This window comes from Delftia sp. NA_296.1, assembly GCF_052692095.1.
In genome coordinates, this window is sequence record NZ_JBQZGF010000003.1 from 436,190 (window position 1) to 457,249 (window position 21,060).

The window sequence follows — 21,060 nt, forward strand, 5'->3', positions numbered from 1 at the left end:
CGTTGCGGCACCTGTCGCGCAGTTGCGCATATTGGCACCTGTTTGTCAGGGGTGGGCGCGGTTTTTCAGCTATGGTTGCGGCTCATTGCCCCGGGCTGCCGGGGCAGGGCATGCATAGCAACAAGGAGCAAGATATGACGGGAGCTGCCGGCGAAGTCCTCAGCGAAGTGCGGGGCCGCATGGGCATGATCACCTTGAACCGGGCCAAGGCGCTGAACGCGCTGTCGCTGGGCATGGTGCGCGATCTGCTGGCCACCCTGCTGGCCTGGCAAAAGGATGAGCAGGTGCTGGCCGTAGCCATCCGAGGCATGGGCAAGGAAGGGGTTTTCGGCGCCTTCTGTGCGGGCGGGGACATCCGCTTCCTGCATGGCGCGGGCAGCACGGGCAATCCGCAGCTGGAGGACTTCTTCACCGAGGAGTACGCGCTCAACCACCTGATCCACACCTTTGGCAAGCCCTACATCGCCTTCATGGACGGCATTGTCATGGGCGGCGGCATGGGCATCAGCCAGGGCGGCACGCTGCGCATCGTCACCGAACGCACCAAGATGGCCATGCCCGAGACGGCCATCGGCCTGTTCCCCGATGTGGGTGGCGGTTACTTCCTCTCGCGCTGCCCGGGTCACGCGGGTGAGTGGCTGGCGCTGACGGGCGATGTGATCGGCGCGGCCGATGCGCTGGACTTCGGCCTGGCCGATGGCTACCTGCCCTCGGACCAGCAGCCTGCGCTGTGGGACGCGCTGGCCGACGGCAGCTTTGCCGATGCAGCGGCCATCGAGGCCCTGGTGAAGTCGAAGTTCACGGCCCCGGCCAAGCCAGCGGCCCAGCCCCGCGCCGAGATCGACCGCGTGTTTGCCCTGCCTACGGTGGCTGCCATGGTGCAGGCGCTGGAAGCGGCAGATGGCGAGTGGGCGCAGCACACGGCAGCCACGCTGCGCAAGCGCTCGCCGCTGATGCTGCACGTGGTGCTGGAGCAGATCCGCCGCGCGCGCGGCATGACGCTGGCCCAGGACCTGCGCATGGAGCGCGACATGGTGCGCCACTGCTTCTACCTGCGCCCGGGCCAGAGCGAGACCATCGAAGGCATACGCGCACTGGCCGTGGACAAGGACCACCACCCGCGCTGGAACCCCGCGCGCATCGAAGACGTGCAGGAAGCGCAGTGGCGTGCCTTCTTCGACAGCCCCTGGCCCGCGCACTCGCACCCGCTGGCGGCGCTGGACTGATCGCGGCGCAGAGCGTTCAGCGTTCAGGCTTCCAAAAGGCCATCCGGCGCCATGCCGGGTGGCCTTTTTTTCATTCAACGATCCGCAGGCTCCATGCGGCAGGAATGGCCTGCCAGCAGCCGTACCGCGTCGTCAATGCGCGGGCCCGGATCCCATTCGGGCACGGGCGGCGTCAGGCCCAGGGCCATCTGCCGCAGCGGTTCGGCAATGACCATGGACAGCAGCAGGTCGCAGACGACTTCGGGCTGTTCGGCCCGCAGCAACCCCTTGCTGCACTGGCGCCGCAACCAGTCCACCAGCATGCCGCGGCCGCGCTCTATGCCGTTGCGCTGGTAGACCTCCAGCAGCTCCGGCTTGGCGGGGAAATCGGTGGTGAGCAGGCGGAACATGCCCACCGCCTCGGCCGACAGCACGCGCGCGGCAATCACGCGCAGGATCTCGGCCAGCGCTGGCGCCACCTCTGAGGCCGACTGCGCATCGGCCGACAGGGCAGGGCGGAAACCGTCGGTCCAGCCGCGCACCACCAAGGCCACCAGATCCTCGCGGTTGGCGGCAAAGCGGTAGAGCGTCTTCTTGGCCAGCCCTGCGCGCCTGGCCACGGCTTCCATAGTGGTGGCGGCATAGCCTTCGTTGAGCAAGAGCCAGGTGGCGGCGGCCAGGGCGGCGTCGTTGGCCTCGTGCTCGGGCCGGGCCGGCCGCCCGCGCGGCCTGGGGGCCGCAGGAGTGATTTCGGATTCCATTGGATTTCTTGTCGTTCCGTTCGGTGTTGTGCAGGGGCGGGCCTGGTTGTGCAGCATTTTGTTACCCGGCAGGGATTATCCGATTGTTTGGAAACGTTTAGCGTTTCTTTAATATAAGATGGCTTTTCCTCATCAACCCAGGAACGGAAAACATCCATGAACCCCCATGCCTTCGAGCCCGACATTTCCCGCATCGACGAGCTGCTGCACATCACGCCGCTGAGGCTGGAGACGGGAATCCAGCGCCTGCCCAGCGGCTGCCTGGTGGTGGCCTGCCGCACCGACCTGCATGGCTGCAGCGGCCGCATGCTGGACTGGTGGTTCAAGTTCTTCGAGACCACGCAGCACATCAAGTGGTGGCATCCGCACGACCACATCGCGCATCGCGGCTGGGATGCGCGATGGAAGAAGGGCGAGAGCTACATCGGCGCGTCCATCGAGGCCGTGGAGTCCCTGGCCGATATTCCGCCCGTGGCGGCCAGGCTCAAGTTCCATGATCCGCGCGAGCTTTTCGACCCTGCGCAACTGGAGCTGGCCTTTGCCGAAAAACGCGCCTCGGCCGCCGTGTATGCGCGCATCGGATTTGGCGAGCATGTGCAGCTGGACGCCAGCGGGGACCCCATGGACGGGCAGATGGTGCACCTGGCGCGTGACACGCCTTTTGGCTGCGTGCTGCGCAGCCGCTTTTTGCTGGGCCAGTCCTGCGCCGACCCGGCGACCGAGCTGCCTGACGCGCTGGGCCTGGGCCTGCTGCGCCATTGCTACACGGAGTTCACCTACCTGTCGCGCTTCCTGCCCTCGCTGTACTACGGCGAGCATGGCAACGGCGAGGCGGCGCCGCTGCCCTGGTAGACGTGGCCCCAGGCTTCAAAGCTGCTGGTGCACGGCCGTGGCCAGCTGCAGCAGCCGGTTGCGCGGCAGGGCGCCGCTGAGCGCATAGCCAAAGCCCTGGTCCACCCAGTAGAAGCTGGGCACGGGGCCGTCGCTGCTGAAGTGAAAGGCGGTCTCGCCGCGCGTGGCCGGGTCCTGCAGCGCGCCCAGGTACAGGGTGATGCGCTCGCCCGCCGCGTCCTGGTACATGAACTGGGCGCGTGCGCCGCTGTCGCCGGGCAGCAATCGGCCGCCCACCAGCTCATAGCCCAGGTCCGTGAGGGCCGGCAGCTTCAGCGGCCGGCCCAGGCGCTTGGACAGCCACTGCAGCAGATGGGCCTGCTGCGCGGCCTCCACCTCGACCGGGTGGCGTTGCTCGGGCTGGTAGACCGCGTGTGCGACGGCCGCCTGGTGGGCGAAGCGGGCCGGGGTGGCGGCAGCCAGCGTGGCCGCCGTTGATGGCGCGGCAGCGGGCACCGCCTGCTGCCCATGCACCAGCCAGCCCAGGCCGAAGGCCAGCATCCAGCCCGCGGCCATGCCACCCCAGCGCCACCACTGCTGCTGGCGCTGGTGCAGGCCCTGCAACTGTTCGGCGGCGGCGCGCATTTCGTCGGGCATGCCGGGTGCATCCCGGGCGGCATGCAGGGCGCGCAGCAACTGGCGCTGGCGTTGCCATTGCTCCACGCGCGCGGCACTGTCTTCGTCCAGCTGGTCACGCAGTGCCTGCGCCTGCTGCGCGGGCAGGCGGCCATCGACCAGGGCGTGCAACTGCTCGTCGGAAATGGGCGGGGGCAAGGGCGAGGAAGATGAAAGAGGGGTGGGGGCGGATGCGGTCATGGCGGCCTCGTCATTTGAGCCGGCGCAGCGCGGGGGCTGCGGCTTGGGGTGTTGCGGCCTTGGCAGTCGGTGCTGACTGTGCAGGCGCTGCAGAGGTGGCCGATGGGGCCTCCATCAATTCGCGCAGCCGGGACCGTGCGCGCGACAGGCGCGACATCACGGTGCCCAGGGGCAGCTGCAGCACGCGCGCCGTGTCGGCGTAGCTCATGTCCTCCACGCTGACCAGCAGCAGCACGGCCCGCTGCTCGGCGGGCAGGCGCTGCAGGCAGCGCTCCAGGTCCAGGGCCGCGTCGCTGCTGTCCTCGGGTGCGGCCAGGGTCTCGGACAGGCTGTCTATGTCCAGCCACTGCCCGCGCGCGGCAGAGCGCCGCTGGTTCAGGTAGAGGTTGTGCATCAGCGTGAACAGCCAGGCGCGCAGATCGCCGTCGGGGCGCCACAGCAGCCATTTGCGGCAGGCACGCTCCAGCGTGTCCTGCACCAGGTCGTCGGCGGCCCAGGCATCGCCTGCCAGCAGCCGCGCATAGCGGCGCAGGCCGGGCAGGTGCTCCAGGATCTGGCTGCGGTCCATGGGCAGGTCCGAAGGCGGATGCGGCTGGAATCAGGGGCGTGCGGTATGCCAGACGCCCATGACGCCGTCGCCCGTGGTGTCACCGGCCTTGCCGTCCTTCACCCAGTAGTACAGCGGCTTGCCCTTGTAGGCGATCTGGCTGCTGCCATCGTCGCGCTGGATCACGCTGTAGTTGCCGCCGGACGGCGCCTGCTTGCCCATCAGCGGCGGCCAGTTGGTCGCGCAGGGGCCGTTGCAGACGGACTTGCCGCTGCCGGCCGTGTCCTTGTCGAAGGTGTAGAGCGTCATGCCGTTGGCGCCGACCAGCATGCCGTTTTGCACGCTGACCGCGCTGGGCGGGGTCTGGCCAGAGGCGTTGGCCGCAGGCGCGGAATAGCAGCCTGCCAGGGTCAATGTCAGGGCTGCCGTGAAGGCACAGGTACCAAGTTTCATGCCGAGCTTCTTCATCGCTGTCTCCGGTGCTTGCCGGCGCGCGAAATTGCGGCCGGACACTGCAATGAACACTGGGCCGTGCCGGTTTATTCCGCAGCAGTGCAAAAAAAGCTGCGGATGCCCGTCAACGGTTGAAGCTCTTCATGGCGCGCTCGACCTCGCGCTTGCCTTCGCGGTCCTTGATCACGTCGCGCTTGTCGTGCTCGGCCTTGCCCTTGGCAAGGGCGATGTCGCACTTGACGAAGCCGTTCTTCCAGTGAAGGTTGATGGGCACCAGCGTGAAGCCCTTTTGCTCGACCTTGCCGATCAGGCGCAGGATGTCGTCCTTCTTGAGCAGCAGCTTCTTGATGCGCGCCGCGTCGGGGTTGACGTGGGTGGAGGCGGTCTTGAGCGGGTTGATCTGGCAGCCGAGCAGGAACAGCTCGCCGTCCTTGACGATGACGTAGCCGTCGGTCAACTGCACCTTGCCGCTGCGCAGCGCCTTCACTTCCCAGCCGTGCAGCACGATGCCGGCCTCGAAGCGTTCCTCGAAGAAGTAGTTGAACGCGGCTTTTTTGTTGTCGGCGATGCGCGACTGTGTTTCAGGTTTCTTGGCCATGGAGTAATAGATGCGGCGAAAACCTGGAGATGAAAGCTCTCCATACAATACTGGATTGCCGTCTCGCCTCCGTGCGGGATTTTAGTTTCGCCTTGCCGTCATTGTGACAGCCGTATGCGCCATGACCGCGCAGCCTGTGTTTTGCATGCCGTGCAGCCCGCCCCATTCATGAAAAAAGTCAACAAGTCCGTCCTGATCTGGTACAGCCCCCAAGAAATGTTTGCCCTGGTGACGGACGTGGCCCACTATGCCGACTTCCTCCCGTGGTGCGACCAAGCCAGGGTGCTGGAGCAGGACGAGCAGGGCATGACGGCCGAGGTGGGCATTGCATTCGGCGGCATGCGCAAGTCCTTCGTCACGCGCAACACGCACAGCGTGCTCGACGATGGCGGGCGCCAGGTCAGCATCCGCCTGATCAAGGGGCCGTTCTCGCGGCTGGAGGGCAACTGGATGTTCCGCCCCGTGGGCGACGGCTCGCAGCGTGCCTGCCGCGTGGAGCTGCAGCTGGACTATGGCTTTGACAACATGGCGCTGGCCGCCGTGGTCGGCCCGGTGTTCGACCGCATCGCGGGCTCCATGGTGGATGCCTTCGTCAAGCGCGCCGAGCAGGTCTATGGCTGAACCCCGGCCGTTTCTGTGCATCACGCTGGCATGCAGCCCGCGTGCCGGTGAAGTCGTTGAACTGGCCCTGCAATTGCCGGCCGGTGCCTCGATTGCCGACGCAGTCGAGGCCGCTGGTGGCTGGCAGGCGCTGGGCTTTGCACAGGAGGGGCCCGCTGGCCTTTGGGGCCGCAGCGCACCATTGACGCAAGGCTTGCGCGACGGCGATCGCGTGGAGCTGTACCGGCCCTTGACCGTGGACCCCAAGGTGGCGCGCCGCGAGCGTTTCGCACGCCAGGGCGCTCGGGCCACGGGGCTGTTCCAGCGCCAGAGGCCTGGAGCCAAGGCCGGCTACTGAGCCGGCCCGCACGGGCCGGGTTGGGACCGAGCCGGATTCGGCACTCAGCGCACTGCGCCGCAATCGGAGGCGATGATGGCGTCGGCGCGCTTGAGTTCCGCATCGCGCGTGGCGTCGTCCATGAAGCCGCGCTCGCCCTGCTCATTCGTGTAGCCCAGCAGGCGGCCCGAAGACAGCGCGGTCTTGGACTGCTTGGCGCGTGCGCAGTTGTCCTGGCGCTGCTTGGCAAGCCGTTCCTTTTCTGCCTTGGCCTTGGCGGCCTCCTGGGCTTCGGCCTTGCGCTTTTGCTCTTCCAGGGCCTTGTCGGTGCCTGCGGGCTTGGTGTCCTTGGCGGCTGCGGCAGGTGCTGCCGGTGCCGTGGCGTCCGCCGCAGGCGCCGTGCCTGCATCCGCAGCTACCGCAGCGGCAGAGGGCGCGGCTGCAGGCGGCGGTGTGCTGCCGCCAGGCTGGCGCAGGATGTTCTTGGCCGGAATGTCAGGGGGTGGCGCGCGGTCGCTGAAGACCTTGCGGCCTGTGGCGTCGACCCATTGCCATTGGGCGGCTGCGGACAGCGAACAGGCGGCAAGCGCGGCTAGCAAAACAAGCTTGGTGGCATGCATGGTGATTGGGGTGATCGGGCCGGTTGCAGGTAGCAATAGCAGGAAATGATGGCGGGCAGCGATAGCGGGGAACAATGGCCTACAGCATACATTGTGATCCGGCGCACGGGTACAATCCTTCTTTTGGAGCTCTCACATGCGCCTTCTCGGTAAAGCCCTGACCTTCGACGACGTCCTCCTGGTCCCCGCTTTCTCCCAGGTCCTGCCCAAGGACACCTCGCTCAAGACGCGCTTTTCGCGCAACATCTCCCTGAACATCCCCCTTGTGTCCGCCGCCATGGACACCGTGACCGAAGCGCGTCTGGCCATTGCCATCGCGCAAGAGGGCGGTATCGGCGTCATCCACAAGAACATGACGGCAGAGCAACAGGCTGCCGAAGTGTCCAAGGTCAAGCGCCACGAATCCGGCGTGGTGCACGACCCCGTGGTCATCACCCCCGAGCACACCGTGCTGCAGGTGCTGCAGCTGTCCGAGAACCTCGGCATCTCCGGCTTTCCCGTGTGCGACGGCGGCAAGGTGGTCGGCATCGTCACCAGCCGCGACCTGCGCTTCGAGACCCGCTACGACGTCAAGGTCAGCCAGATCATGACGCCGCGCGAGCGCCTGATCACCGTCAACGAGAAGGACGGCACCACGCCCGTGGAAGCCAAGGCCCTGCTCAACAAGCACAAGCTCGAGCGCATCCTGGTCGTGAACGACGCCTTTGAACTCAAGGGCCTGATCACCGTCAAGGACATCACCAAGCAGACCACCTTCCCCAATGCAGCGCGTGACAGCGCAGGCCGCCTGCGCGTGGCCGCCGCCGTGGGCGTGGGCGAGGGCACCGAGCAGCGCGTGGAGCTGCTGGTCAAGGCCGGCGTCGATGCACTGGTGGTGGACACGGCCCACGGCCACAGCAAGGGCGTGATCGACCGCGTGCGCTGGGTCAAGCAGAACTACCCGCAGGTCGATGTCATCGGCGGCAACATCGCCACCGGCGCCGCTGCGCTGGCACTGGCCGAGGCAGGCGCCGACGCCGTCAAGGTCGGCATCGGCCCTGGCTCCATCTGCACCACGCGCATCGTCGCCGGTGTGGGCGTGCCCCAGATCATGGCCATCGACAGCGTGGCCCAGGCCCTGCAGGGCACGGGCGTGCCGCTGATCGCCGACGGTGGCATCCGCTTCTCGGGCGACATCGCCAAGGCCCTGGCCGCTGGCGCCTCGACCATCATGATGGGCGGCATGTTCGCCGGCACCGAAGAGGCTCCGGGCGAAGTCATCCTGTACCAGGGCCGTTCGTACAAGAGCTATCGCGGCATGGGCTCCATCGGCGCCATGCAGCAGGGCTCGGCCGACCGCTACTTCCAGGAATCGAGCACCGGCAACCCCAACGCCGACAAGCTCGTGCCCGAAGGCATCGAAGGCCGCGTGCCCTACAAGGGCTCCATGGTCTCCATCGTCTACCAGATGGCCGGCGGCGTGCGCGCTGCCATGGGCTACTGCGGCTGCGCCACCATCGAGGAGATGAACAACACGGCCGAGTTCGTGGAGATCACCGCCGCAGGCATCCGTGAATCGCACGTGCATGACGTGCAGATCACCAAGGAAGCGCCCAACTACCGCGCCGACTGATCCAGATCCAGCGCCTTGGCGCGAGATGGAAAAGAGGTCCGGGCAGCCGCTGCCCGGACCTCTTTTTTTCGTGCGCTCACGAAGCTCAGATGGCGAAGCTCAGATGACGAAGCTCAGATGGCGAAGTTGTCCAGCACCGCGCCCGAGCTGGCGCTCGATGCGTTGAACGCGAACTTGGCCTGCACGCCCCGCGTGTAGCGGGGCGCGGGAGCCTTCCATGCCGCGCGGCGCTGGGCGAGCACGTCTTCGGGCACGTTCAGTTGCAGCTGCAATGCGTGCGCGTCGATGGTGATCGAGTCGCCCTCGTGCACCAGCGCGATGGTGCCGCCCACAGCCGCTTCCGGCGCCACGTGGCCGACCACCATGCCCCAGGTGCCGCCGGAGAAGCGGCCATCGGTGATCAGGCCCACGCTCTCGCCCAGGCCGGCGCCGATCAGGGCGCCCGTGGGGGCCAGCATTTCCGGCATGCCGGGGCCGCCCTTGGGGCCCAGGTAGCGCAGCACCATCACGTCGCCGGCCTGTATCCTGCCGTCGAGGATGGCCGCCAGTGCCGATTGCTCATCGTCGAACACGCGTGCCGGGCCGGTGATGACCGGGTTCTTCAGGCCCGTGATCTTGGCCACCGCACCTTCCGGGCTCAGGTTGCCCTTGAGAATGGCCAGGTGGCCCTGCGGATAGAGCGCATCCGAGAGGGGGCGGATGACCTGCGGGTTGGGCGGTTCGTCAGGCACGCCGGCCAGGGTCTGCGCGATGGTCTGGCCCGAGATGGTGATGCAGTCGCCGTGCAGCAGGCCCGCATTCAGCAGGATCTTCATGACCTGCGGGATGCCGCCCGCCTGGTGCAGGTCCACCGCCAGGTATCTGCCGCTGGGCTTGAGATCGCACAGCACCGGCACCCGCTGGCGGATGCGCTCGAAGTCGTCGATGGACCAGGGCACGCCGGCCGCATGGGCGATCGCGAGAAAGTGCAGCACGGCATTGGTGGAGCCCCCGGTCGCCATGATCACCGAGACCGCGTTCTCGATGGACTTGCGCGTCACGATGTCGCGCGGCTTGAGGTCCATCTTGATGGCCTCGATCAGCACCCTGGCGGATTCCTTGGCCGAGTTTTCCTTTTCATCATGGGGATTGGCCATGGTGGAGGAGTAGGGCAGGCTCATGCCCAGCGCCTCGAACGCGCTGGACATGGTGTTGGCGGTGTACATGCCGCCGCACGAGCCCGTGCCGGGGATGGCGTGCTGCTCGATGTCCTTGAGCTCCTGGTCGCTGATCTTTCCCGCGGCGTTTTCGCCAACGGCCTCGAACACGCTGACGATGTTCAGGTCCCGGCCTTTCCACCTGCCGGGCAGGATGGTGCCGCCGTAGACATAGATGGCCGGCACATTGGCGCGCAGCATGCCCATCATGCCGCCGGGCATGTTCTTGTCGCAGCCGCCGACCACCAGCACGCCATCCATCCACTGGCCGCCCACGCAGGTCTCTATGCAGTCGGCGATCACCTCGCGGCTGACCAGCGAGTACTTCATGCCTTCCGTGCCCATGGACATGCCGTCCGAGATGGTCGGCGTGCCGAACACCTGCGCGTTGCCGCCGGCCTCCTCGATGCCTGCGATGGCCGCGTCCGCCAGCCTTTGCAGGCCGGAGTTGCACGGCGTGATCGTGCTGTGGCCGTTGGCCACGCCGACCATGGGCTTCTTGAAATCCTCTTCCTTGTAGCCCATGCCGTAGAACATGGAGCGGTTGGCTGCGCGCGCCTTGCCTTCGGTGATGTGGGAGCTGCGGCGGTTGATCGGGTTCGGCGGGGTCATGGCATGTCTCTCGTTGTGGGGGTTGGATGAGTATGGGCCGACTGATTCATCTGATCCAATCCTATTCATCGGCATGATTGATATGCTGCGCATATGAATGAGCCCCCCATTGATCTGCGCGTCTGGCGGCAATTCCTGGCCGTGGCGGACGAGCTGCACTTCGGCCGCGCCGCGTCACGCCTGCACATGACGCAGCCGCCGCTCACCCAGGCCATCGCCCAGCTGGAGCGCAGCCTGGACGTGGCGCTGTTCGAGCGCTCGAGCCGCCACGTCGCGCTGACGCCCGCCGGCGAGGCGCTTGTGCCGCAGGTGCGTGAGCTTCTGGCGCAGGCGGCAGCGCTGCCCGGGATTGCGCGGGCTGCGGCAGCGGGGGAAGTGGGGCGCGTGCGGCTGGCCTTTGTCTCCACCATCGGCTTCACCCGGCTGCCGCTGTGGGTGCGGGACTTCGTGGCAGGCACGCCCGGTGTGGCGCTGGAGCTGGTCGAGGCCACCAGCGATGTGCAGATGGAGGCGTTTGAGCGCGGACAGATCGATGCCGGGCTGATGCTGCATGCCCCCGGGCATGCGCCGGCCGGCCTGGAGCGCCTGGCCGTGGGACGGGAAGCCATGGTGCTGGCCCTGCCGCAGCAGCATGCGCTTGCCGGCGCGGACCGGCTGATGCTCGACGAGGTGCTGGAGCAGCAGCTGGTGATCTTTCCGCGCCGCATCATGCCCTCGCTCCATGACGCGGTGACGGATCTGTACCGACGGCACGGACATGTGCCGCGCATCGCGCAGCAGGCGATACAGATGCAGACCATCGTGAACCTGGTCTGGGGCGGCATCGGCCTGGCCTGGGTGCCCGCCAGCGTGATGCAGTTCTGCAGGCCCGGCGTGGTCTACCGCGAGGCGGTTTTCGCCAGCACCCGTGCAGGCAGCAAGGCCGTTGCCCTGCCGGTCTGCGAGACCAGCCTGGCCTGGCCTGCCGGAGCCATGTCGCCCGCGCTGGCGCGGTTTGTCGACTTCGTGCGCGAACAGCGCTGAGTGGCGTTCACCGACAGCCCCCCCCGAGGCAAGGCCCGCGAATATCCGCATGGTTCTGGTCTGAATTTTTGGAAATTCTGGCCAGAATGATAGAATTCGGGCCAGGCCGGACACCAGGCCTGTTTTTGTTTTCAGCCCCGCCATGCAATCTGTCGGCATCTACGAAGCCAAGACCCGTTTCTCCGCCCTGATCGAACTTGTCGAGCAGGGCGAGGAAGTGCGCATCACCCGCCACGGCAAGGAAGTGGTGCGCATGCTGCCGGTGCGCCGCCGCCCCGTGATCACCGACGAGCAGATCGCCCGCGAGCTGGAGCAGATGCAGGCGCTGCAGGCCACGGTGCGGCCGGCCCAGCCGGCCCAGTCGGCACAGGCACCGGACTCCACCACCCGACTGCGCCACGCAGGCCGGAGCCAGGCATGACCTCCTTCGTGCTTGATGCCTCCGTCACCGCCGCCTGGCTGCTGCCCGATGCCGCCAGCGTGCACACCCAGCGCCTGTATACCCGCATCCGCCGCCATGAAGTGGACCCGCAGGCGCCCAACCTCTGGCAGTGGGAGTGTGGCAACCTGATCGCCTCGGGCGTGCACGGCGGCCGCATTCCGCACAGCTCGGTCGAAGGCCTGTGGGGCGTGCTCGAGGCCATCCGCCACCGCGTGGAGCTGCACGAGCTGGCGCCCGCCCAGCACAAGGCCGTGCTCGACGTGGCGCTGGACACCCGCCTGCCGGTCTATGACGCGGCCTACCTGTGGCTGGCGCAGTCGCTGCGCCTGCCGCTGGCCACCTTTGACGCGGCCCAGGCCGCCGCCGCCCGCAAGCGCGGCTTGGCGCTGCTGGCCCCTGAAGATTTCTGACCCCCTCCCATCACCTTTGCCTGAGATGACCATGCAACACGACAAGATCCTCATTCTTGACTTCGGCTCCCAAGTCACCCAGCTGATCGCCCGCCGCGTGCGCGAAGCCCATGTCTACTGCGAAGTCCACCCCTGCGACGTGAGCAGCGACTGGGTGCGCGAATTCGCCGCCGACGGCCGCCTCAAGGGCGTGATCCTGTCGGGCAGCCACGCCAGCGTCTACGAAGTGGACGACCGCGCCCCCGACGCCGTGTTCGAGCTGGGCATTCCCGTGCTGGGCATCTGCTACGGCATGCAGACCATGGCCACCCAACTGGGCGGCAAGGTCGAAGGCTCGCACACCCGCGAATTCGGCTACGCCGAAGTGCGCGCCCATGGCCACACCGAACTGCTCAAGGGCATCGAGGACTTCGCCACGGCCGAAGGCCACGGCATGCTCAAGGTCTGGATGAGCCACGGCGACAAGGTCACCGAGCTGCCTCCGGGCTTCAAGGTCATGGCCTCCACGCCGTCCTGCCCCATCGCCGGCATGGCCGACGAGGCGCGCCGCTTCTACGCCGTCCAGTTCCACCCCGAAGTCACGCACACCGTGCAGGGCGCGGCCCTGCTCAACCGCTTCGTGCGCGAGATCTGCGCGGCGAATGCCGACTGGATCATGGGCGACTACATCGAGGAAGCCGTCGCCAAGATCCGCGAGCAGGTGGGTGACGAGGAAGTCATCCTCGGCCTGTCGGGTGGCGTGGACTCCTCCGTGGCCGCAGCCCTGATCCACCGCGCCATCGGCGACCAGCTGACCTGCGTCTTCGTGGACCACGGCCTGCTGCGCCTGAACGAAGGCGACATGGTCATGGAAATGTTCGAAGGCAAGCTGCACGCCAAGGTCATCCGCGTGGACGCCAGCGACCTGTTCCTGGGCAAGCTGGCCGGCGTCAGCGAACCCGAGGCCAAGCGCAAGATCATCGGCGGCCTGTTCGTGGACGTGTTCAAGGCCGAGGCCGCCAAGCTCAAGGCGGGCGACGGTGGCCACAAGGGCGCCACCTTCCTGGCCCAGGGCACCATCTACCCCGACGTCATCGAGTCGGGCGGCGCCAAGAGCAAGAAGGCCGTCACCATCAAGAGCCACCACAACGTCGGCGGCCTGCCCGAGCAGCTCGGCCTGAAGCTGCTCGAACCCCTGCGCGACCTGTTCAAGGACGAAGTGCGCGAACTCGGCGTGGCCCTGGGCCTGCCGCGTGAAATGGTCTACCGCCACCCCTTCCCGGGCCCGGGCCTGGGCGTGCGCATCCTGGGTGAAGTCAAGAAGGAATACGCCGACCTGCTGCGCCGCGCCGACGCCATCTTCATCGAGGAACTGCGCAACTGGACCGACGAAGCCACCGGCAAGAACTGGTACGACCTCACCAGCCAGGCCTTTACCGTCTTCCTGCCCGTCAAGAGCGTGGGCGTCATGGGCGACGGCCGCACCTACGACTACGTCGTGGCCCTGCGCGCCGTGCAGACCAGCGACTTCATGACCGCCGACTGGGCCGAGCTGCCCTACGGCCTGCTCAAGAAGGTGTCTGGCCGGATCATCAATGAAGTGCGCGGCATCAACCGCGTGACCTACGACGTTTCGACGAAGCCGCCGGCGACGATTGAGTGGGAGTGATTGCGCAATAGGAAACTGCTGGAACTGTCTGGCAGTGTTTCCACCTCAAGCCCGCATCAATGCGGGCTTTTTTGTTTCTGACTTTGGCAAGGCTGGAATTATCTGGGCCCAATGCATTAAATTTTGTGATTGTGCTGAGCTCTGGGCAAATTGTGCTATCGACTATTAAAGGCTGCGGAATTCCAGCAATTCATCCAGATCACGAATCCATTCGGGAAGGAAGCTCTGATCCAATCCGAACGAGCCTTTGAGCTCGGGGCCGTCCGGGGAGTCCTTCATGGTGTATTGCACGAACAGGTGGCCCCATGCGTTCGCCACCCCGATGGCAAGCAGAAATTGAGGCTCGATCCCCGAGAGTTGGACAGGGTCAATATCAAAATTGCCCGCTATCAATGATTCATAGGCCTGTGAAAGGTCTTGCTGGAATTTTTTGATTTCGGCTGGCATTGTCAACCACTGAACACTGCCCGAAAAATTGCCGTCCGTGATTTTTACATTGAGAGTCAACCAGTCCCGATAAGGGACGCCATCTTCCTCGATGGAACGAGAAGTCGGCACGATATCGAATTTGAAGTCATCGAAATCAATGGTCAGCATGTTTGTTTGTATGGAAATGAGAAATGGTTCCATCGTGCCTGGCGACAGAGATCCAGCTAGTTTGAGGGGTAACGCGCAGGGTCCCAGACCTTGTCCGCCATGCTGTCTGCTGGTGGCGCATGGGCTGCGGCCGAGCTCCCCGCAGCTTTGATCACAGGCACATGAAAGAGGGCTGAAGAGGGCTGCCCTGCGCATCCTCTGGAGCGCGACGACAATAGCCCATGATTCAAGAAAAGCCCCTGGCGGCAACCGAACTGGAGCGGCCTGCTGTGGCCCTGCGCACTCTTGCGAACGGAGTGCGGCTGCTGGCGCTGCCCATGCCGCATTTGCAGAGCGTCAGCGTGGGTGTGTTCCTGCGCGTGGGCTCCCGCGACGAGACCTCCACCAGCAACGGCATCAGCCATGTGCTGGAACACATGGCGTTCAAGGGCACGCACACGCGTTCCGTGCAGGAGATCAACCTGGATGCGGAGCGGCTGGGCGCGGAGGTCAACGCCTTCACCGGGAAGGACATCACCGGCTATTTCATGACCGGCCTGGGCTGGCATGCGCAGGCCTTGCTGGGAATGATTGCGGACATCGTGCTGAACAGCGTGTTTCCCGAGCATGAGCTGCAAAGGGAGCTGCAGGTGATCCGGCAGGAGGCCATCGAGTACGAAGAGGACCCGGAGGACAGCGCCGGCGACCTGCTGGACCGCGCCATCTGGGGCGACGACCCCATGGGCATGCCTGTGATCGGCACGGTGGCCAATATCGAAGGCTTCACCCGGCAGGATCTGGTGCGCCATGTGCAAACCCATTACGTGGGAGAAAAGACCGTCGTCGTCGCGGCCGGAAACTTCGATGTGCCGGCCTGGCTGGAGCAGGCGGCGCAGCTGTTCGCCGGCATGCCTGCGTCGGCCGATCCCGCTGTGGCGTTGCCCCCTCAGCCCGCAAAGTATGTGGGGCAGGCCCTGGCGCAACGTTTCACGCAGGTGTCCCAGGTGTTCGTGAACCTGGCCTATCCCCTGGTGTTCGAGCAGTTGCAGGGCGAGCACCCGCAGCGTGCGCGTCTCGTGGCCTCGCTGGCGGCCCATCTGCTGGGCGAGGGGATGTCGTCGCCCCTGGTCGATACCGTGCGCGAACGGCTCGGACTGGCCTATACGGCCTATGCGGCGATGGAGGGCGGTGACGTCTGGGCCAACTTCATCGTGCATGCCGTCACGACGCCGGACAAGCTCGAAGCGCTGGTGGCCGCGACAGGCGGCCTGCTGCGCGCCCAGGCGGCCGGCATCGACCCCGTGCATCTGGAACGGGCCAAGAACCAGCTGGCGGTCTCGCGGGTGCGCGCCGGCGAGCGGACCTACGCCACCATGGAGCGGGCTGTCGAGGACCTCTTTGCCCATGGCAGCGTGACTTCCGTGGCCGAAACGCTGGCGATGATCGATGGCATCGGGGCCGAGGAAGTGCGCAAGGTCTTCGAGCGCATGCTGGCCCACCCTCCGGCGGTGGCCATCACCGGCAAGGGCGCCAGTGCCCGGACCGTGCGGCAGCTGGCCGCAGGCCTGGCGGCCTGAGCCGGCAGCGCGCGATCAGCGGCCAGCGGCCAGCGGCCAGTCGCAACACATGGCGCTTTTCCCGTTGTCATGGAGTTGAGGGAGGGGGCGGCGGCGCGTTCCATTGCCGCTTGAGGTAGTGCGACTTCGGGTGCTCCTGCAGGAACACGCAGCACTGCACCCACGCCGCTGACTCCAGGGGCGCACCGATCGCGCGCGAGAGATGCTCGAACACGACCTCGGCCATGGCCGAGCACATCTGCGGCGGGCGCGGGTTGGTCAGCGTCAGGGTGGCGATGAGTTGCTGCGCGTGGGTGTCCTCGCCGCACAGTCCGACGGCGATGGGGGCCACGCGCGACTTCAGGTCCGCGAGCCGTGCCCATCCGCGCTCGGCCAGTGCAAGGTGCATGGCGTGCAGGACCGGCTTCCACTGGATCGACGGGAGCAAGGATGGCGATACCTCGATGGCGATGTGCGGCATGGGGCTGCACCTTCAGTCGAGCTTGATGCCGACTTCGCGGATCAGCGTCTGCCAGCGTGCCCGCTCGCTGTCCAGCAGGCGTGCGAATGCCTGGGGCGAGTTGTCGATGGGCACCGAGCCGAGTTCGGCCAGCCTGTCCTGTGTGGCCTTGGCCGCCAGCGCCGCGCCCATGTGCTTGATCAGCCAGGCCTTGCGGTCGGCCGGGGTCGCCGCGGGCGCGAGGAAGCCGTACCAGCCGCTGATCTCGGCGTCCACGCCCGATTCCTTGAGCGTGGGCACGCCGGGCAGCGCGGGAATGCGCCTGGCGGACGTCACCGCCAGCGCCTTCAGGCGCCCGCTTTGCACATGCTGCAGGATGGCCGGCGTGGCTTCGAACACCATCTGCACCGTGCCGCCCAGCACGTCGTTGAGTGCAGGCGCGGAGCCCCGGTAGGGAATGTGCAGGATCGAGGTGCCGGTCTGGCGCTTGACGAGCTCTCCCGCCAGGTGCTGCGGCGTGCCGTTGCCGGCGGAAGCGTAGGAGAACTTGCCCGGGTTCTTGCGCAGCCATTCGAGCGCCTCCTTGGCCGTGGCCGCCGAGAAGGAGGGATGCACGGCCCAGATCAAGGGCACCGAGGCGGCCAATGCCAGCGGTGTGAAGTCCTTGGCTGGATCGAAGTTGAGCCTGGAGTACAGCGCCGGGTTCGCGGCCATGGGGCCGAGTGCGCCCAGCAGCAGCGTGTAGCCGTCGGCCTCGGCGCGTGCTGCCGCCTCCGTGCCGATGTTGCCGCCCGCACCGCTGCGGTTGTCGACGATCACCGTGCTGCCGCTGTCCGACTGCAAGGCGTTCGCCATCAGGCGGGAGACGGCATCGGTGGTCGCACCTGCCGGATAGGGGCAGATGATGCGGATGGGCTTGGAAGGGAATGCCTGCGCGCGTGCCAAGGGGCTTGCGCCCAAGGCTGGAATGGCCGTCGCCGTGCTGGCGTACTGAAGGAAGTTGCGTCGTTTCATCGGTGCTCTCGTGACCAGAGTTGTCTCGTGGCCGTAGTGTCGGCAGGCCCTTGTTTCTTCGCAATTCGCATTTTCTGGCCGCGCCTATCGGATAATCCGATGGCCATGTCCGCACGCAGCCGCGACCCCCTTGATCTCGTCTCATTGCGCCAGTTGCGCTACTTCGTGTCGGCGATGCGGGCGCACAGCTTCAGTGCGGCATCGCGCGATGCCTCGATCTCGCAGGCGGCGCTGTCGGAGCAGATCGCCTTGCTGGAATCGACCCTGGACGTGCAGCTGTTCGACCGTGCGAGCGGGCGCGCCGTTGCCACGGCCTCCGGCCATGAGCTCGACCGCCGGGTGTCGGCCTGCCTCAGTGAGCTGCAGGCGGCGCTGCGCGACGTGCAGGCGCGTGCGAGCACCGTGGCGGGCCTGGTGCGCATCGGCCTGGTGCAGTCTTACGCGGGATGCTGGGTACTGCCCGTCGTGCGCAGGGCCCAGGCGCAGTGGCCGCAGCTGGCGATCGCACTGCGCAGGCGCACCGCACAGGCCTTGGTGGAGGGCGTGTTGCGTGGCGATTTCGATCTCGCCGTCAGCTTCGATCCGGAGCCGCATGCCGATCTGGAGATCCTGGCCTGCTTCGACGAGCCCGTGGTGGCCGTGGGATTGAAGCCCCGCCGGCGGCGACGCCTGCTGGAGCTCAGCGAGGTCGCGAACCACCCCCTGGCCTTGCTGCCAAGCGAATACGCAATGCGGCGCCAGCTCGACAACGCCTTTGCGGCGCAGGGGCTGAAGCCGGGCGTGCATCTGGAGTCCGATACGCTGGAGGACCTGGTGCATGCCGCCCGTGAAAACGGCATGGTCGCGCTGCTCAACGGTGCCGCGGCAATGAGTCTGGACGTGCAGGACGCAGTCCCGTTGGCCGAAAGAAATCTGGGCCGGCAAGCCTGCCTGGTGCGCTCACGCAGCCGTCACCACGGCTTTGCCGCCCAGTACGTATGGGACGAGCTGTCGGCGGCAACCCCCACGCTGCCGCCAGCGTGGGGGCGGCGCGTTGCAGCCGCGCGCTAGTCGTCGACCGGGTCCGTACCGCCCGGATCCGTACCGCCAGTCAGGGCACTTCCTTCAGGCCCACCAGCTGCAAGGGGCGTGCCAGCAGTTCGTCGAAGCGTTTCTCGAACGCCTTGAAGTACGGCATGCGGAAGTGCGCATCCAGCGCTGCCTGGTCCCTGAATGACTCCCGCATGTAGAAGGTGCCGGGTTTGTCCGCCAGCTCGAACAGCGTGTAGTCCAGGCATCCGGCCTCTTGCCGGGTGAATGGCACCAGAGCGCGCAGGGCGTCGCGCAGCTGGTCTTGCTGGCCGGCCTTCGCTTCAAGGATGGCCAGGTTGAAAATGGTCTCTGTCTTCATGGCTCAGCCCCAGTTCTCCAGCACCACCTTGCCGCGCGCCTTGCCCGACTCGATCAGGGCATGGGCGCGCTTGAGGTTGTCGGCGTTGATGCTGCCGAAGCGCTCGGCCAGCGTGGTGCGGATCAGGCCGGCATCGACCAGTGCGGCAACCTCGTTGAGCAGGCGGTGCTGGCCGATCATGTCGTCGGTGCCGAACAGGGCGCGGGTGAACATCAATTCCCAGTGCACCGACACCGACTTGCGCTTGAGCTTGGTGATGTCCAGCGACGCGGGATCGTCGATCAGGCCGAATTTTCCCTGGGGCGCGATCGCCTCGACGATCTGTGCGAAGTGCAGGTCGGTCTGCGTGAGGCTCACGATGTGGTCCACCGTGGGAAAGCCGATGCGCTTGAGTTCGTCGGCAATCGGCTGGCTGTGATCGATCACGTGGTGGGCGCCGAGCTCCTTGACCCAGGCCTGCGTCTCGGGCCGCGATGCGGTGCCGATGACGGTAAGGCTGGTCAGCCGCGTGGCCAGCTGCGTGAGGATGGAGCCCACGCCGCCGGAGGCGCCGATGATGAGCAGCGTCTTGTGGCTGGGGTGCTTGCCCGGCGCGATGCCCAGGCGGTCGAACAGCATCTCCCACGCGGTGATGGCGGTCAGGGGCAGGGCCGCCGCCTGTGCGAAGTCCAGCGACCTGGGCGCGTGGCCCACGATGCGCTCGTCCACCAAGTGCAGTTCGCTGTTCGTGCCAGGGCGCGCAATGGAGCCGGCGTACCAGACGCGGTCGCCCGGCTTGAACAGCGTGACTTCGGGGCCCACGGCCTTGACGATGCCGCTGGCATCCCAGCCCAGCACCTTGTGCGTCTGCCCCTCGGCGGGCGCGCCGCTGGCGCGTACCTTGGTGTCCACCGGATTGACGGACACGGCCCTGACTTCGACCAGCAGGTCGCGGCCGGTGGCCACGGGATCGGGCAGGGTGATGTCGATCAGCGATTCGGGTTGGCTGATGGCCTGGGGTTTCTGGTATCCAACGGCTTTCATGGTCGTGCTTTCAAAGGTTGAGGAAGAGGGGAGAGCAAGGAGGGAGAGCAGGGAGGGCGAGCAAGGAGGGTTTCAGGCAGTGGCGAGCGCTGCGTAGTCCGAGTAGCCGCGCGCGTCGCCGCCAAACAGGGCCTTCGGATCGAATGCGGCCAGCGGCGCCTGGGCGGCGTAGCGCGCCGGCAGGTCCGGGTTGGCGATGAAGGGGCGGCCGAAGGCGACGAGGTCTGCCAGGCCCTCGTGCAGGATGGCTTGGGCGCGCTCCGCGTCGTACTTGCCCGCAACGATCACCTTGCCCTGGTAGGCGCGGCGCAGCGCGTGGCGGAAGTCCTGCGGAATCTCGGGCGCATCGTCCCAATCGGCTTCCGACAGGTGGATGTAGGCCAGGCCGATCTCGTCGAGCCTGCTGGCCAGATGCAGGATGGTCTCAATGATCTGCGGGCAGTTCATGTTGCGCTGCGTGATGAAGGGCGCCAGGCGGATGCCGGTGCGCTCGGCCCCGACCTCGCCCGCCACGGCGGCCGCGACCTCTTCGGCGAAGCGCGTGCGCTGGGCGATGCCGCCGCCGTAGGCGTCGGTGCGGTGGTTGGAGGTGGTGCGCAGGAACTGATCGATCAGGTAGCCGTTGCCGCCGTGGATTTCCACGCCATCGAAACCGGCACGCATCGCATTGGCCGCGCCCCTGCGGAAGTCGCCGATCACGTCCTGGATGTCCTGTGCGCTCAGTGCGCGCGGCACGGGGCAGTCGACCATGCGGCCGACATCGTCGTTGCCGACCACCCAGACCTGCGCTTCGGGCGACAGCGCCGAAGGCGCGACCGGCAGGCCATCGGCGTGAAAGCTGGCATGCGACATGCGGCCAACGTGCCACAGCTGCAGCACCATGCGCCCGCCGGCGGCGTGCACCGCGTCCGTGACGCGGCGCCAACCGTCCACCTGCGCCTCTGAATAGATGCCGGGGGTGAAGCTGTAGCCTTGGCCCTGGCGGGAGATCTGGGTGGCTTCCGAGACGATCAGGCCGGCGCTGGCGCGTTGTGCGTAGTAGGTGGCCATCAGTGCATTGGGCACGTCGCCTGGCTGGCTGGTGCGGCTGCGCGTCATGGGGGCCATCACCATGCGGTTGGGCAGGCTGAGCGGGCCGAGCTGCAGGGGGCGAAACAGGGGCGTGGAGGCGGTGGTCATGCGGTTCCTTGGCGGAGCTGTAGAGGTGTTGGGGCGGTGGTGGAAACCCGGTTCGCAAGTCGTCTGGGCATGGAGCGATGTTGACCTGGGT

The 21,060-nt window shown here is 66.7% G+C and carries 24 protein-coding genes; 11 read left to right on the forward strand and 13 right to left on the reverse strand.

All coding sequences use genetic code 11. The annotated features are described in order from the left end of the window. Positions 1-134 precede the first annotated feature (134 nt). A complete protein-coding gene (locus ACUTR7_RS09870; RefSeq protein ID WP_353175153.1) occupies positions 135-1,226 on the forward strand; it encodes an enoyl-CoA hydratase/isomerase family protein in 1,092 nt (363 codons plus the stop codon). Between the two features lie 74 nt (positions 1,227-1,300). On the opposite strand, the gene ACUTR7_RS09875 is transcribed toward ACUTR7_RS09870, so the two are convergent. Then, a complete protein-coding gene (locus ACUTR7_RS09875; RefSeq protein WP_088165187.1) occupies positions 1,301-1,966 on the reverse strand; it encodes a TetR/AcrR family transcriptional regulator in 666 nt (221 codons plus the stop codon). Between the two features lie 156 nt (positions 1,967-2,122). On the opposite strand from ACUTR7_RS09875, the gene ACUTR7_RS09880 reads away from it, so the two are divergent. Beyond that, entirely contained in the window at positions 2,123-2,818 is a 696-nt protein-coding gene (locus tag ACUTR7_RS09880) for a DAPG hydrolase family protein (RefSeq protein ID WP_445608719.1), read from the forward strand. Positions 2,819-2,833: 15 nt separating this feature from the next. Here ACUTR7_RS09880 and ACUTR7_RS09885 read toward each other — a convergent pair whose 3' ends face one another. The 4 genes from ACUTR7_RS09885 to smpB form a co-directional block, all read right to left on the reverse strand. Beyond that, complete coding sequence (locus ACUTR7_RS09885) at positions 2,834-3,673, reverse strand: anti-sigma factor family protein (protein ID WP_445608720.1); 840 nt, start codon at positions 3,671-3,673, stop codon at positions 2,834-2,836. Between the two features lie 10 nt (positions 3,674-3,683). Further along, complete coding sequence (locus tag ACUTR7_RS09890; protein WP_445608721.1) at positions 3,684-4,241, reverse strand: RNA polymerase sigma factor; 558 nt, start codon at positions 4,239-4,241, stop codon at positions 3,684-3,686. 30 nt (positions 4,242-4,271) lie between these two features. Then, positions 4,272-4,688 (reverse strand): COG4315 family predicted lipoprotein, encoded by a 417-nt coding sequence (locus tag ACUTR7_RS09895; RefSeq protein WP_012204847.1) that lies wholly within the window; start codon positions 4,686-4,688, stop codon positions 4,272-4,274. Between the two features lie 109 nt (positions 4,689-4,797). Continuing rightward, on the reverse strand, positions 4,798-5,271 hold the full coding sequence (gene smpB / locus ACUTR7_RS09900; RefSeq protein WP_013803027.1) for an SsrA-binding protein SmpB: 474 nt from the start codon (positions 5,269-5,271) through the stop codon (positions 4,798-4,800). A gap of 168 nt (positions 5,272-5,439) precedes the next feature. Between smpB and ACUTR7_RS09905 the strand changes: the two genes are divergently transcribed. After that, positions 5,440-5,892 (forward strand): type II toxin-antitoxin system RatA family toxin, encoded by a 453-nt coding sequence (locus ACUTR7_RS09905; protein WP_034398355.1) that lies wholly within the window; start codon positions 5,440-5,442, stop codon positions 5,890-5,892. Further along, positions 5,885-6,229, forward strand: a complete 345-nt coding sequence (locus ACUTR7_RS09910) for an RnfH family protein (protein WP_065347244.1) — start codon at positions 5,885-5,887, stop codon at positions 6,227-6,229. Before ACUTR7_RS09905 ends, ACUTR7_RS09910 begins: the two co-directional genes overlap by 8 nt. 44 nt (positions 6,230-6,273) lie before the next feature. Here ACUTR7_RS09910 and ACUTR7_RS09915 read toward each other — a convergent pair whose 3' ends face one another. Beyond that, a complete protein-coding gene (locus tag ACUTR7_RS09915; protein WP_445608722.1) occupies positions 6,274-6,828 on the reverse strand; it encodes a DUF4124 domain-containing protein in 555 nt (184 codons plus the stop codon). Between the two features lie 136 nt (positions 6,829-6,964). Between ACUTR7_RS09915 and guaB the strand changes: the two genes are divergently transcribed. Beyond that, complete coding sequence (gene guaB / locus ACUTR7_RS09920; RefSeq protein ID WP_013803023.1) at positions 6,965-8,440, forward strand: IMP dehydrogenase; 1,476 nt, start codon at positions 6,965-6,967, stop codon at positions 8,438-8,440. A gap of 113 nt (positions 8,441-8,553) precedes the next feature. On the opposite strand, the gene ilvD is transcribed toward guaB, so the two are convergent. After that, positions 8,554-10,248: a dihydroxy-acid dehydratase gene (ilvD, locus tag ACUTR7_RS09925; RefSeq protein ID WP_445608723.1), complete on the reverse strand. Its 1,695-nt coding sequence runs from the start codon at positions 10,246-10,248 to the stop codon at positions 8,554-8,556. Between the two features lie 93 nt (positions 10,249-10,341). Between ilvD and ACUTR7_RS09930 the strand changes: the two genes are divergently transcribed. The 4 genes from ACUTR7_RS09930 (at position 10,342) to guaA (ending at position 13,771) form a co-directional block, all read left to right on the forward strand. Beyond that, complete coding sequence (locus tag ACUTR7_RS09930) at positions 10,342-11,271, forward strand: LysR family transcriptional regulator (protein WP_445608724.1); 930 nt, start codon at positions 10,342-10,344, stop codon at positions 11,269-11,271. A gap of 142 nt (positions 11,272-11,413) precedes the next feature. After that, the gene (locus ACUTR7_RS09935; RefSeq protein WP_012204855.1) at positions 11,414-11,692 is read left to right on the forward strand and encodes a type II toxin-antitoxin system Phd/YefM family antitoxin; all 279 of its coding nucleotides are present in this window, start codon (positions 11,414-11,416) and stop codon (positions 11,690-11,692) included. Continuing rightward, positions 11,689-12,123: a type II toxin-antitoxin system VapC family toxin gene (locus ACUTR7_RS09940; protein WP_012204856.1), complete on the forward strand. Its 435-nt coding sequence runs from the start codon at positions 11,689-11,691 to the stop codon at positions 12,121-12,123. The genes ACUTR7_RS09935 and ACUTR7_RS09940 overlap by 4 nt, the downstream gene beginning before the upstream one ends. A gap of 31 nt (positions 12,124-12,154) precedes the next feature. Then, on the forward strand, positions 12,155-13,771 hold the full coding sequence (gene guaA / locus ACUTR7_RS09945; protein ID WP_034364424.1) for a glutamine-hydrolyzing GMP synthase: 1,617 nt from the start codon (positions 12,155-12,157) through the stop codon (positions 13,769-13,771). Between the two features lie 165 nt (positions 13,772-13,936). Here guaA and ACUTR7_RS09950 read toward each other — a convergent pair whose 3' ends face one another. Then, a complete protein-coding gene (locus ACUTR7_RS09950; RefSeq protein WP_445608725.1) occupies positions 13,937-14,563 on the reverse strand; it encodes a WapI family immunity protein in 627 nt (208 codons plus the stop codon). 26 nt (positions 14,564-14,589) lie between these two features. Here ACUTR7_RS09950 and ACUTR7_RS09955 point away from each other — a divergent pair, with 26 nt between their 5' ends. Beyond that, a complete protein-coding gene (locus ACUTR7_RS09955; RefSeq protein WP_313233591.1) occupies positions 14,590-15,924 on the forward strand; it encodes a M16 family metallopeptidase in 1,335 nt (444 codons plus the stop codon). Between the two features lie 67 nt (positions 15,925-15,991). Here the strand turns inward: ACUTR7_RS09955 and ACUTR7_RS09960 are convergent, their stop codons facing one another. Both ACUTR7_RS09960 and ACUTR7_RS09965 read right to left on the reverse strand, forming a co-directional pair. Then, positions 15,992-16,351, reverse strand: coding sequence for a hypothetical protein (locus ACUTR7_RS09960; RefSeq protein WP_445608726.1), 360 nt, complete (start codon positions 16,349-16,351; stop codon positions 15,992-15,994). Between the two features lie 45 nt (positions 16,352-16,396). Continuing rightward, on the reverse strand, positions 16,397-17,377 hold the full coding sequence (locus ACUTR7_RS09965; RefSeq protein WP_445608727.1) for a Bug family tripartite tricarboxylate transporter substrate binding protein: 981 nt from the start codon (positions 17,375-17,377) through the stop codon (positions 16,397-16,399). A 105-nt stretch (positions 17,378-17,482) separates the two neighbouring features. Between ACUTR7_RS09965 and ACUTR7_RS09970 the strand changes: the two genes are divergently transcribed. Next, on the forward strand, positions 17,483-18,427 hold the full coding sequence (locus tag ACUTR7_RS09970) for a LysR family transcriptional regulator (RefSeq protein ID WP_227468457.1): 945 nt from the start codon (positions 17,483-17,485) through the stop codon (positions 18,425-18,427). A gap of 40 nt (positions 18,428-18,467) precedes the next feature. On the opposite strand, the gene ACUTR7_RS09975 is transcribed toward ACUTR7_RS09970, so the two are convergent. The 3 genes from ACUTR7_RS09975 to ACUTR7_RS09985 form a co-directional block, all read right to left on the reverse strand. Continuing rightward, on the reverse strand, positions 18,468-18,767 hold the full coding sequence (locus ACUTR7_RS09975) for a putative quinol monooxygenase (protein WP_043820762.1): 300 nt from the start codon (positions 18,765-18,767) through the stop codon (positions 18,468-18,470). A gap of 3 nt (positions 18,768-18,770) precedes the next feature. Then, positions 18,771-19,790 carry a zinc-binding alcohol dehydrogenase family protein gene (locus ACUTR7_RS09980; protein WP_047470751.1) on the reverse strand — a complete coding sequence of 340 codons (1,020 nt, stop codon included), beginning with the start codon at positions 19,788-19,790 and terminating at the stop codon, positions 18,771-18,773. Between the two features lie 72 nt (positions 19,791-19,862). After that, positions 19,863-20,969 carry an alkene reductase gene (locus tag ACUTR7_RS09985; RefSeq protein WP_445608728.1) on the reverse strand — a complete coding sequence of 369 codons (1,107 nt, stop codon included), beginning with the start codon at positions 20,967-20,969 and terminating at the stop codon, positions 19,863-19,865. Between the last annotated feature and the right edge of the window lie 91 nt (positions 20,970-21,060).